General features: G+C 36.8%; 10 protein-coding genes. 3 read left to right on the top strand and 7 right to left on the bottom strand.

Annotated elements, in window-relative coordinates:
- Positions 1–35: 35 nt before the first annotated feature.
- Both AABK36_RS11295 and AABK36_RS11290 read right to left on the bottom strand, forming a co-directional pair.
- Complete coding sequence (locus AABK36_RS11295) at positions 36–545, bottom strand: DUF4625 domain-containing protein (protein ID WP_309938954.1); 510 nt, start codon at positions 543–545, stop codon at positions 36–38.
- A gap of 4 nt (positions 546–549) precedes the next feature.
- Positions 550–2,922, bottom strand: a complete 2,373-nt coding sequence (locus AABK36_RS11290) for a TonB-dependent receptor (RefSeq protein ID WP_309938955.1) — start codon at positions 2,920–2,922, stop codon at positions 550–552.
- Positions 2,923–3,132: 210 nt separating this feature from the next.
- Between AABK36_RS11290 and AABK36_RS11285 the strand changes: the two genes are divergently transcribed.
- The 3 genes from AABK36_RS11285 to AABK36_RS11275 are packed head-to-tail and all read left to right on the top strand — an operon-like array spanning position 3,133 to position 5,932.
- Complete coding sequence (locus AABK36_RS11285; protein WP_309938956.1) at positions 3,133–3,426, top strand: ArsR/SmtB family transcription factor; 294 nt, start codon at positions 3,133–3,135, stop codon at positions 3,424–3,426.
- A 42-nt stretch (positions 3,427–3,468) separates the two neighbouring features.
- A complete protein-coding gene (locus tag AABK36_RS11280) occupies positions 3,469–4,701 on the top strand; it encodes a hypothetical protein (protein WP_309938957.1) in 1,233 nt (410 codons plus the stop codon).
- Between the two features lie 13 nt (positions 4,702–4,714).
- A complete protein-coding gene (locus AABK36_RS11275; protein ID WP_309938958.1) occupies positions 4,715–5,932 on the top strand; it encodes a metallophosphoesterase in 1,218 nt (405 codons plus the stop codon).
- Positions 5,933–6,024: 92 nt separating this feature from the next.
- Here the strand turns inward: AABK36_RS11275 and murI are convergent, their stop codons facing one another.
- The 5 genes from murI to AABK36_RS11250 form a co-directional block, all read right to left on the bottom strand.
- Positions 6,025–6,855, bottom strand: a complete 831-nt coding sequence (gene murI, locus AABK36_RS11270) for a glutamate racemase (protein WP_309938959.1) — start codon at positions 6,853–6,855, stop codon at positions 6,025–6,027.
- Between the two features lie 18 nt (positions 6,856–6,873).
- Positions 6,874–7,371 (bottom strand): RNA-binding protein, encoded by a 498-nt coding sequence (locus AABK36_RS11265; protein ID WP_338390269.1) that lies wholly within the window; start codon positions 7,369–7,371, stop codon positions 6,874–6,876.
- Positions 7,372–7,541: 170 nt separating this feature from the next.
- A complete protein-coding gene (locus AABK36_RS11260; RefSeq protein ID WP_309938961.1) occupies positions 7,542–8,879 on the bottom strand; it encodes a TolC family protein in 1,338 nt (445 codons plus the stop codon).
- Between the two features lie 2 nt (positions 8,880–8,881).
- Positions 8,882–12,109 (bottom strand): efflux RND transporter permease subunit, encoded by a 3,228-nt coding sequence (locus AABK36_RS11255; RefSeq protein WP_309938962.1) that lies wholly within the window; start codon positions 12,107–12,109, stop codon positions 8,882–8,884.
- Positions 12,110–12,112: 3 nt separating this feature from the next.
- The gene (locus AABK36_RS11250) at positions 12,113–13,240 is read right to left on the bottom strand and encodes an efflux RND transporter periplasmic adaptor subunit (RefSeq protein WP_309938963.1); all 1,128 of its coding nucleotides are present in this window, start codon (positions 13,238–13,240) and stop codon (positions 12,113–12,115) included.
- Between the last annotated feature and the right edge of the window lie 74 nt (positions 13,241–13,314).

Here is a 13,314-nt window from a genome sequence, read left to right as displayed (position 1 = left end):
CTAACATATGATGATGAATGTATAAAGTTTATATTTTAGTGGTCATGATCATGGTCATGGTGAGCATCTTCAAAAATTACATCATTGTAAACTATATCATCATTCCCTTCAACATCAGTTACATGTACCCCAAAATGATAAGTACCAGGTTTTGTGTTTTCAGGTACTACTACAATATGAAAGTCATCCTTTATCCAGTCAGCTTCATGTTGAGTCCCCGAAATGTCAAAACTTTGTCTATGTTTAAATTCAACACCTTCTTCGCTTGAAGAAGCATTCAATCTATGGTCGTGATCATGATCATGACCTCCTCCATAGTGAATATCTACTTCATATTTCCTTAAGGCATTGTTGTCTGTGAATAAAGCTTTGAAGTTAATAGTATCGCCAATGTGAATTACATATTCATTGCCTTCCAGTTCACCAATTTCTAAGATATTGATAACAGGTTTTTCCAAATCAACATCATCATTATCTGAATTACATGAAAAAGTAAATATGGATAAAATAGTTAAAACGAATAAATTGGTTTTGAGTAAATTCATTATTTTAAATTTTAAATGTTAATGATAGTGATATATTTCTTCCTTGTTCAGGCATATTAAGAATTCTGTATTGACTTAGGTGATTGTAATATACAGTGTTGAATATATTATGCACTCTGAGCATAAAGCTTCCATGGATTTTATTCCCAAAATCAAATCCTGTATAAAAATTTGCTAAACTATAGCCTGAGGTTGATAGTTCATTTCTATCCACTCTATTCTGGGCTGCTGTCATCCTATAATCTATTCCTATAAAGGGTTGCTTGATAGCTTTTCCTATTGAATTAAAATTATATTCGATATTGCTAAGGTTTGAAAAGGGTGGAGTGAATGGTACAGGCAGTTTGCTGTCAAAATTATGAGCATGAATATATTCAGTTGCATTGTTTAAGGTTAGTTTTTTTGAGATTTTCCACTGAATTGTATATTCAAATCCTGTATGAACAACTTTAGCTTGTTTGTATTCGTAAATTTGGCCGCCTACATTGGGGGCAATATCACCAGTCGGGCTTAAATAAATGAAGTTGGTGAAGTAATTTAAGTAGGGAGTGAAATTCATTTCAATCTTTTTTGAATTGTATGAAATCCCTAAATCTGCTTGAAATGCTTCTTCTGGATCCAGATTAATATTTCCTTTTTCAAATCTAAATGTACCGTGGTGAACGCCATAGATTGAAAGCTCCGCTTGATTGGGAACTCTATAAGTTTTTGCTAAGTTTAGCTTAGCGATAAAGTGATCATTTAAAGTATACGCCGCGCCAATGGCAATCGCCCAATTGAAGAATTCGCGTTGAGCATTTTCCGATCGTTTCCAAAACTCATCTTCATTATCTGGTTCGTAATTAAGCGTATCAATATGCTCAAATGTTTGGAATTTGGAGTAGTCTATTCTTCCCCCACCAAATAGATTAAGCTTATCGTTAGCTTTATATTCAGTTGTGTAAAACAGACCAGCTTGCAAAGAATTGAATGAAGGAATAAGAAAAGAGTAGCCATCCCTTTCATTTTCTTGATACTGTCCATTCACCCCAATTTTATGAGATACTTTACTGTCATTATCTGTTTCAATAGAGGCTTTCCAGCTGTAGGTTTCTAATTGTAGGCCATTTTCTAAGTTAGTATCAATATCCACAGGTCTTGTGTAGTGCTTGTGAGCATCTGATTCTTCTTTTCTATTGTTTTTTTGATAGCCGATCATGAAACTAGCCAAAAAGCCATCAAGAGAGAAACTAGCATTATAGTTGACTTTGAAATGATTAGTATCTTGTCTAGGGTATTTTACTTCTCTGCTATTAGGGTCATAGCCTATAAATGAAACACTTGATGGAGTGCCATAAGCTCCAGGGAAAAGTCCTGCTAGCAAAGAATAATTAGAAATATTAATTTGCATGTCGTAATTTGGCTTAGACAAGCCAAATGTACCGTTAAAACTAGTTTCTCTGCCGCCTGTATTTACCAATATACCATCTTTAAGAGCATACGTAGTATGATTGTAATTATATTTTTCAACTGGGACATTATAATTCCCAAAGCTTCCGTGAGAAGCTCTTAATCGAAAGTATTTTCCTTCTTTATTTTGCTCTGCCATAGCTGATAAGCCATAATACATATTGCCGCTTTTGAAATTGGAGTTAATTTCCGCAGCTCTTGTATTGAGCTCAGGAGCTTTTGAACTATTAATATTGATGACTCCACCAATGGCATCGGAACCATACTCAAGTGCAGTAGGCCCTTTGATGATATCCACATCTTTGACATTGTTTTGGTCTATCTCCAAGCCGTGATCGTTCCCCCATTGCTGCCCCTCTTGTTTGAGACCATTTTCATTTACCATGATTCTGTTGCCAGTCATTCCTCGGATTACCGCTTTGCTGATGCCTGTTCCTGTATTAATTGTACTAATTCCCGCTTTATTCTCAAGCGTATTCATGAGCGTGTTGCCCATGTTTTTTTGCATGAAAGTTTCGTCAACTTTAGTGATACTCAAAGTAGGAGCAATTGATTTGGCAGTGTCCATAACAATGACCTCTTCCAATTTCATCAAGTCTGGTTTAAGACGGACATTGACTGTATTGACAGGTTTTAAAGCTTTTATATTAAGCGTCGAATGCTCATAGCCTAATATTTGAATGTGCAAATGATATTCGCCTTTTGGTATGTTTGTTTGAAAATAGCCATTTTGATCTGTTATGATAAGCTCATTAATTTCAACTATGTGGACAGCCACATTTTCAAGAGCTTCCTTTTGTTTAGTATCGCTATATATATAACCATTCAGCATAACTTGATTTTGCGCTTGCAGCTGTATTATGCTCACAAGGCAAAGAATAGTAGCAAGTATAAATGCTTTGCACGGGTTAATGTCTAGTTTTTTCATTGCAATCATGTTGCAAATATATCTATTATGCAACTGCGTTGCAATGCTTTGGGCCCATTTTTTGCTAATAATCTATTCATTTTTAGAGTTTAGCTGAAAATATTCGATGTATTTTCTAAAAATATGCGCTTGAGGCAACTTTGCTATAAGGAGTTCGTTGCTTATGATAGTTAATTCGATAATTGTCGAATTGTCAATTAAAGTATTGAAATGGAGTTAAAGAGATTAGCCAAAATCATGAAAGCCTTGTCGAATGAGAACAGGCTTGAGTTGTTTTTCAAAATAGCGGAATCGGAAGAGTCGTCATTTGACAGTCAGGGAAAATGCGGTTGTTTTATTCAGACGATTTCGGACAAGTTGCACATTGGAGCGCCTACAGTTTCGCATCACCTGAAAGAGCTGGTGAACGCCGATCTTATTCAAACTCAAAAGAGCGGCAAGCAGGTACTAGCTTCTGTCAACAAGAGCACTTTGGCGGAAGTTAAAAAAATGCTGGAAATATAATTTTGGGTTTTATTATTTCGATACTTATCAAATTGTAGAATTATGAGAGTTGCGTCTAGATATATGGAGAGTCATTGTTGGGGAAAGAAGTTTTCGAGAAACCTAAATAAGGTTGGAGTTGATAATGCATATGAGTTTAAACTTATTGACCATTTTGAGAATCAATGCGATATAAAAGCTGACAATTTGTTTGGAAGCAGGGACTACCTTAGACTCTTTGAAGACAGTGGTAATATAAAATACTTGTTGGTCGAGCAAAGCGGGGTAGCTATTGGCTTGGTGCCAATTTTCTTATCAGCTTTTGATTTGAAGTATTTGGAAAAGAGGCTGGCTGACCATTGCGCTTCCAGCAAAGCTTTTTTGAACTTGCTTGAAAGTAAAAGGAAAATAGCGATTGTTGGAAATCCATTTTCATGCGTTGAGAGTATTTCGGTTAATGAAATCGTGGACCAAACTTTGTGCGAAGCGGTGATCAGGCATTTGGAAAGAGCTATGGATCAAGAAGAATTTGGCGACAAGGTTGAAGCTTTGGTTTTCAAGGACTTTTCCAATGGTGAAAATGCTTGGACACGATCACTTGAAAAACTGGGCTTCCATAAGTTGGAAACAGAACCCAATATGAGCATGATAGTTTCTCCCGATTGGGAAGAACTTGCAAATTACAAAGCGGATATGAAAACTAAATTCAGAACGAAAGCTAAATCGGTTTTCAAAAAAAGTTCTGATTTGATCTGTGTCGATCTGCAAGCTGATCAAATTGGGGATGAGGAAAAAGTAATCAAAGGTTTGTATGAGAATGTATGCGATAATGCGGAGTTCAATTTAGGTAAGTTTGACATTTCCTTATTAAAAGAGCTAAAGAAGAATATGCCGAATGATTTTTTTATCAAAGGGTATTATTACGAGGGGAAAATGATTGGATTTGCTTCTGGGTTTGAGAATGTAAGAACACTTGAAGCTTTTTATGTTGGATTTGATTATACGTTGAATAAAGACTTGGCAATTTACCAAAGAATGCTCTATGATTATGTCGAAGAGGCAATTAAAAGAAAATTGGTCAAGCTGAATTTCTCAAGGACAGCTGCTAATTTGAAAAATGCTGTGGGCGCTATGCCTGAGCAAACTTTTTGTTACTTCAAACATAAAAAAAGTGTTTATAATTTGATGTATAAGATTGTGAGTGGAGAAAAGGAAACAAAGCCTGTGCGTTATAAAGCGCCTTTCAAAAAAGAATATTTGAATCAAATGAATAAAATAACATTGGCAGAGTATTGATATGAGAAAAGTTATGATAGTTATACCGCTTGCTGTTATAGCAATGATAGTGGGTGGAGTGTATTGGTTTTGGAGTAGTTTTGGACTCTTTAATAATGTTTCATACTCAGCTGAAATCTACTTTGTTTTAGTTGCACTGGCTCTGGGGGGCTTATTGCATTTCATTTTTATGGATCCATTTAAGCGAAGTAACCCTTCATTGACTACGAATATAATTGGCGGTTTTACTTTCGCGTTTATCATTTCAGCGATATTTTCAGCCGCTTTGGGCTTGGCTTCCTCTTTGGTATTGGGTGTTTTTGGTGGGTTGAGTGACTTGGCAGGAGCATTTGACCTTGGATGGAATCATTTATTGTATTATGGAGCTTTGGTTTCATTCTGGTTTGGAGTGGCGATTTTTTTAGGGATGTTGTATGGAGTGTTTTGGGGTAGATATAAGTTTGGCGTGACTCAGATTGAATTGTTTTTTGACAATTTGCCGCAAGAATTTGATGGGTATAGAATCGCTCATATTTCTGATATGCATCTGGGAACTTTTGATAGTATACGAAGAGTCGGTAAGGGAATTGATAAATTGCAAGCTGAGAAACCTGATCTAATACTATTCACTGGAGATATGGTGAATAATATTGCCGAAGAAGCCGAGCCGTTTATAGATATGATGAAATCCTTGAAAGCTCCTGATGGTAAATATTCTGTGCTAGGAAACCATGATTATGCTTCTTATGTGCCTTGGAAAGATGAATTGAGTAAACAAGCTAATTTGGAAAAATTGATGAATATTGAGTCCCAAATGGGCTTTAAGTTGATGATGAATGAGAACATTGCCATTAGTAAAGGAGATTCATCTATAAAATTACTCGGAGTGGAAAACTGGGGAGAACCTCCATTTCCTCAAAATGGAGATTTGAATGCGGCTTTGAGTGGCGTAGACCCTTCTGATTTTAAAATTTTGATGTCCCATGATCCTACGCATTGGAGTCATGAGGTATTGAAGCATTCAAATAGAATAGACTTGACATTAGCTGGCCATACGCATGGGATGCAATTCGGAATTGAATTAGGGAAATTTAGATGGAGTCCCGTGCAATACAGATATGAAATGTGGGGAGGACTCTATCAGCAAATGAACGAGTACTTGTATGTGAACAGAGGTTTTGGTCATCATGGATTTCCGGGAAGGCTTGGTATCTGGCCGGAGATTACCATTATCACTTTAAGAAAAAGATGATTTTATAAAAAAATGTTCATTTAAGAATTAATTAATAGCTTTAAAATAAATAAAGCATGATGATATTAGACTGTGAGAAATCATGGTCTTTTTTATTGATCTGCGACTAATTTTATTTCGTACGATGAATTTAGATTGTTTTTAGTTTGGACAAGCTCTTTGTTAATAAAAGATTCCAAAGCGACAATATTGGCATTGGTAAAGAATTGGAAGAAAGGGGGAAGGGGGCTATCATTCAGATTGCCGCTTTCCAATAATAAGTTTTTAGTCCTTCTGGCAATAGCTTCAGCTGGATCAAGTATTGTCATTTCGCTTGAATGAGCATCTATGATTTCCTGAATTATCTTATGAAAAAAAGGATAATGGCTACAGCCCAGAACTAGGTGGTCTGCGCCTTTATTGATCATTGGCAATAAATAGGACTCCAATAGTGCTTTTGCTTCTGGAGAGCTTGCTTTGCTATTTTCGACGAGTTCTACCAAGCCATGGCCTGGTTGTAAAAACAATTGGCTTTGCTCATGCAAGTATTTGCTGGATCGTTTCTTGAAAAATTCAGAACGTAGTGTGGCTTGTGTCGCCAGTACTCCGATTTTATGCGTTCTACTGTTAATGATAGCAGGCTTGACAGCAGGCTCCATTCCTACAAATGGAATATGAGGGAATTTATTTCTTAATGTTTGAATAGCATGGGCTGTGGCCGTATTGCATGCCATTATGATCATTTTGCATTCTCGAGAAATTAAAAAGTCGCAAACTTTAGCGACAAGCTCTAATATCTCTTTTTCAGTTTTGGTTCCATATGGACAATTTTTTTGATCCGCGAAATAAACAAGATTTTCATAGGGCAATAGATTGGAAATTTCTTTCCAAACTGAAAGCCCGCCGACACCGGAATCAAATATGCCTATAGGTTTAGAGCTCATTTTAATGATTTACAAATACTAGATTAATATGAATCGGTTTTGCTTGAGAATTTCTTCTACTTCTGGAGGTCCTGAAAAGTGTTTTCCAATGAAGTCGTCTAAAACATCCTTGGTTTCTGGTGATATTAATTCCGCTAATTCATCCATTGCATTTTCAGAAACAGCGTATGGCATTCCTGTCAAAAGCATTTGGTCATTGAAGAATTGCCCTTGTATGGAGAATTCATTGCATTCTGAAATCTTATCGCCTAAGAATACGCAGTTTTCCATCCATTTGTCAGTTTCAGAGTTTTTAGATACGAATTCTGCACGAGCATCAATATCGATCTTGCTTTTCATGTAAGCTTCCACATTCGCGAGGGAATCCGCTGACAATTGCTTTCTCATTTTCTTCGCGCATTCGAAGCAAATCGCATATTCTATTAATACATCTATAGTGGTAGTGGAAGGATATCTTTTGAATACTTTTTCAATCATGTAAGGGGTATCATTATCAAGAAGTTTGCATTCACACATAACACACTGATTATGCGGCTCTTTTTCGATATGTTGATGGAATATTGAAGGTATATCTGTCGTATTCATTGATTGCTAGAAAGTGATTGAATCTCTTAATTACATACTTTTTTTGTAAAATAAAAAAAGCAGCACGAAGCTGCTTAAAAAATAAAATATTTGCAAATGTTTTACGGATTCAATTCGGTTAAAATTCCTCCCGAAATTCTCATCAATTCAGTGTCGGTGTTGATAAGCTCGTAAATGGATTGAAGCTTCTCAAGCGAGGCTCTTAGCTGATTGATTTGAACATCTCTGAATTCAAAAGTTGTGATTGTTCCATTGCGAAATTTTTCAGTCGCAAGCTCAAGATTCAAATCGGCTGTTTTCAAGTTTTCATCTCTTACTTTTAGCACATTTTTTTGAACATTGTACAACTCTAAGTTTGATAAAAGCAAGTTGGAAAGCTCGTTTTCCATTTTGTCAATTTGCAGATTGCCTATTCTTTCTTGGATCTGAGCATTTTGAATGCTACGCTTGATCTTACCTCCATCCCAAAGTCTGTAGGCAAGGGAGAAGTTCATATAATAGTTTTTAGTAGTTCCTATGTCTACTGTCGGTTGGTTTTCAGGTTTTGATTCGCTAATGTCAGCAAAATATGATTTTTCATAAGAAGCTCCGGCAGTTACGCCTAGTCGAGGCATTAAGGCCGTTTTAGCAAGCTTGACATCTTCTTGAAGAATTTTCAAATTAATAAATTGGTTTTTAAGCGTACTATTGTCCTTAGTCATCCTTGAATGAAGATCAGCAAAAGCATAGTCTTTTTCACTGGCGCTGAGTTTATCAATCAATACAAATTCTTCTTGAACGTCCTCAGCAAGCAACACATTAAGTTGCCTTAATGCATTGCGGTATTTTAATTCTTGATTCAAGTAATTAGAGGAATCTGTCAAGTAGTTGTTTTTGTCTCTTAATACATCATAGGTTACAGCGCTACCCAGTTCCAGCTTGGCTTCAGAATAACGATATTTCATTCTAGAAAGCTTCATGGTTTCTTTCAGCGTATTCAAACGTTCTTGCTCTAGAAGCGCGGAATAATATGCTTGAACGATTCCTTGAATGGTATTCTCCACAATAATGGTGCTGTTGCCTGAACTTTGTTCTTCAAGCAATTCAAGACGATGTTTGGTGATATTAACCTTGAAGCCTTCGAATATTGTCCAGTTAGCGGTTAATTGAGGACCTACATTGACATTGAAAAAGTCTCCGTTTTGAAGCCTAGCCGGGTTGTCTGTAGAAGAAAAGCTATTGGATTCATTGACTTGGAGGTCTATTGTCGGCAATCTTCCTGCTTGTCCCCAAGTGTTGTTGATCGAAGCGGCATTGACTTTTTCATTTTCAATTTGAATATCAAAGTTTTGTTCCAAGCCAATGATAATTGCATCATTAAGCGTTAGGGTGTTTTGGGCAACGCTTTTTAAATTTAGCCCTAAGGTTGATAAATATATTATTATAAGTAGTTTTTTCATGTTTATGCAATTGTGAAGTGGTCTTCTTCTTTTTGTTCATCAGATTCTATAGCTTCAAGTCTTTCAGCTTCCAAGATTGTAGATTCTATGCCTTCAGGTGAAGGCTTTTGAGTATCTCCTCTGAAAATGTAATTGAAAGCCCACGAACAGTATAGTTTGATGTCGTTTCCGACAAGAATTAGAACAGGGAAGAATAACAAGATGAACATAGTTCCAAACAAGACTCCATAAGCTACAGATACTGCCATAGGAATAAGGAATTGAGCTTGGAAGCTAGTTTCCAATATGATAGGGTACAAGCCAACAACGGTTGTGATCGAAGTAAGCACTATCGCTCTAAACCTTGAAAGCCCTGCATTAAATACAGCTTCCTTGATGTTCAAGCCTTGTTTCAAATTGCGATTGTATTGATCGAGCATAACAACGGCGTCATTGATAATCACACCAGACAAGGCGATGATACCATTAAAGCTAAGAATGGACACAGGTATATTTTCGATACCATGGCCAAAGATCGCGCAAAAGACTCCTAATGGCACTAGTAGGAAGATCAACACAGCTTGATAGACTGACCTGAAAGACAAGACGATGATTAAGAACATCATGACAATGGCCATTGGAACGATTCTCATCATTGAGTCGGTTTGTCTTTTGCCTCGCTTGGCTTGGCCTCCAAAAGTAACTTTTACGGAAGGGTATTTAGCTAGAATAGGGGCAAGGACATCTTGCTTTACCTTTTCAATAATCGGAGGAACAGGTTCGTCAGGATTATTCAAGTCAGCGGTAATGCTCATTTCCCTCTTTCCATTGTAGTGGTTGATTGCGACAACGCCTCTTTGGATATCATATGTTACAAGCTCGCTCAAAGGGTAGAACTTACCTGATCGATCTTGAATTTTCATCTTTTCCAATTGTGATATGCTCAATCTGTCGTTCTCTGGATATCTGACCCAAACTCTTACTTCATCTCTGTCTATTTGCAAGCGTTGTGCTTCTTGCCCGAAAAATCCTTGCCTGATTTGTTTGGAAATATCATTATGTGTCAATCCAATCAAGTGAGCTTGAGGTTTGAGTTTAATGTTGATTTCTCTTAAACCGACGGCTTGGTTGTCCTTGATATCTTTCAATGACGGGATTTCCAATAGCTTTTCCTTGAGTTCTTTGGCAGCAAGATCCAGTTCCCGCATATTTCGGCTTAAGAGCGAAGCTTCAAATGGAGCTCCCCAGTTATTGCTTCCTCCAACAGAGAATTTTTCAGCATTGGTAACTTTTCCTATTCTGTTTTGAACTCGCTTGGCTACTTCAAAACTGGAGAGGGGTTTGTCCTCCATATTGTTGAAGCTAATATCCAAATTTCCAGCATGGCTGCCCGTTTCATCTCCATTGAATGCTGATCCGATGCTTAGGTCAACCGATTTTATAAAAGGCTCTTCAAGGTCGAATTCTTCGGTCAAATCTTGATTAACTTGCCAAACAGTAGTTTCAAATTTTCTCAATTGATCTTCTACAATGTGCTCACGAGTACCTGATTTCATCGCTAGATTGATATTGAAACTATCAAAAGGAATGTTTGGAAAGAATGTGCTTTTGATTATTCCTCCTTGCATCATTCCAAATACAAGCATGACAAATACTATAGGCACTGTTACAGAAATCCACTTCCATTCTATAAGAAAGCTTAGCGATTTTCCATAAACTTTAGTTCTCATAAAATCTATGAACTTTTCTGTCTTATTTCTAAACCTAGCGCTAAATGATTTTGATTTTTTCTTCTTGAAGATTTTGGGATTGGAAAGGTGAGCAGGAAGAATCAAGAATGCTTCTATTAGCGAGAAAAACAATGATCCGATTACTACAATGGATAGATCTCTCGTAAAGCCATTGTTGTCAATATAAATCAAAGGTATGAAAGCTACGATTGTGGTTAGCACAGAAGCGAATACAGCTGGCAGAACTTCCATAGTTCCATCCACAGCAGCTCTAAAAGGATTTTTGCCTTTTTCATAGTGCGTGTAAATATTCTCAGCGATTACGATGCCATCATCTACCAAAATACCAATTACGAGTATCATTCCGAAAAGCGATAGCATATTGATGGTAATGCCGTAAAGTCCTCCTATGATGAACATTCCCAAGAAAGAGGAAGGTATGCCCCAAGCTACCCAGAAGGAAAGTCTCAGATTCAAAAAGATTCCCAATGTCAATAATACTAATAACAGTCCTGTACCTCCATTTTCGAACAACAATGTAAGTCTTTCTTTAAGCATGCTGAAAAAATCGAAATTGACATGCAGCTCGACTAAATCGTTCTTTTCATTGAATTCAGTAATGTATTGATCAATATATTCGGAAATTTCCTGCAAATCTTCCTCTGGAAGCTTTTGAATAGCTAGTGTTATTGATCTTTGACCATTCGAATAAGCTTTATTTGGGACATCAGCAAATTGGTACTTGATACTTGCTACATCTTTAATCCTTAAAAGCCTGCCATCCGGAAGCCCTCTTATCGTTAGATTTTCGATGATTTCAGGGTCATAAGATTTCGCATTGGAACGAATTCTAATTTCTTCATCCAAGGTCTTGATTGATCCTCCGGAGATATCTCTGTTATTTTCTCTAATCGTTTGGGATATTTGATCAAAGCTCAGATTATATCTTTTTAGATTAGACTCTGGTACTTCTACAGATATTTCAACATTTGGATATCCATACACTGATAACTGAGAGACAACACCCGACTGTCTAAGTTCGTCTTCGATATTTTCAGCGATTTTTTTTAATTCAAACAGGTTAACATCTCCTCTCAATGACACAAAGGCTACTCTGGAAGTTTGGTTTTGCTTAGCAACGACAGGCTTTTCCGCACTGACAGGGAAGGAGTTGATTCTGTCGATAGCATTTTTTACCTCCGTAAGCACTTCCTCAAGCTTGAAGCCATTGGCGGTTTTGATGCGAACTCTTACAAAGTTCTCGCTGGATACTGAAGAATGCTCTTCAATACCTATAATTCCCTCTAATGCTTCTTCTATCTTTTTCGTGATGCCTTCTTCGACTTCTACCGGTGATGCTCCGGGGTAACTCATCGTCACGGATATATATCTTGACTTTACTTCAGGAAAAAATGATTTGTTAATTCCCAAATAGCTCAAGCTTCCGAAAACGACGATCAATGCTATGATTGAGTTCGCCCATATCGGGTATTTGACAAAAAATTCTACTATTTTTCTCATATGCTATTTAAGAATTTTAACCGCCATGTTTTCTTTTACATAACCGGGAGATTCTGTGATGATTTTAGTGTGGTTTGGAAGTCCTCCGATGATCGCTTGATTATCATTGATATGAAGGATTTTTACTTCCATGCTTTTTAGAAGACTATCGTTAGCTAGTGTATAGATTTTATTTTTCTCGAAAAGCAATTTTCTAGGGATGCTGTAGCTGTTTGGAATAGGCTTGCTTTCTATATTCGCTTCTAAATACATCCCATCGTAGATTTTTTGATTCTTTTCCGGAGATATTTTTATGTAAATGTTCACGGATTGATGTTGTGGGTCAACATGGTCGCCAATACGGATTACTGTTCCATGCCACATCTGCGTATGGTCATCGCTGTAAATTTGAACGTGATCTTTTAAAGAAATCCATTTTACTTCATTGACATCGACAGGAATTTCTATCTCATAATTTTTAGTTTTAATGATTTTTCCCAGTTCTGCGCCCATTCTGACGATACTGCCTTCTTCAAAAGCTATATTGGCAATACTGCCGTCATAAGGAGCGTAAATTAGGTGCTTTTTTAAGGCTTCTTCTTGGCTTAATATATTGTAGTAGGATTTCAGTATATTTTTTGTAGCTAAGAATGTCTTTTCTTTTGATGATTTATGATCAGGGAGAGGAGGAAGAGGTTTGTTGATATCTAGTTCCTCAAAGTAGGTTTTCCATTCTTGATATCTATCTTGAAAGTCGATTTTTATATCAGGAAGAATAGATGCGATTGAGTTTAGAAATTCACTTTTTTGAGAAAGCAAGTTTAATTCTTTTTCTTTATCCACAATTTGGCAAATAAGTTGCCCCTTGTTGAAGTTGGTTCCTTTTTTGAATGGGACGCTGCCTCGGGTAAGCTTGCCATTGGCTTCAGCGACTATATTAATAGTTTGGGCGCTTGAGACACGGCCAAAGGATTTAATACGCACGGCTTCATCCTTAAGCAAGACGGTGTCGATACGCACGAATGTATCAGTGTGTTCTTTTTCTTTTTGTGGTGGAAGCGTCTTTTGATCGGATAAGTATTTCATGCCCGAATACCCAGCAAAAAGGATCGCTAGGAAAGAAATTGAAATAACGAGTATTCTTAGATTCATTTTTTAAATGGAGTTAGGTGCCAGTTAATGAAATGAATATAGTTAATCTTTGTATTTTATAAGTCGTTTATTTG

Origin of the sequence: Aureibacter tunicatorum, assembly GCF_036492635.1 — a bacterium.
GTDB lineage: Bacteria > Bacteroidota > Bacteroidia > Cytophagales > Cyclobacteriaceae > Aureibacter > Aureibacter tunicatorum.
Note: the sequence above shows the minus strand (reverse complement) of the source record. Positions and strands in the feature narration are given on the sequence as shown.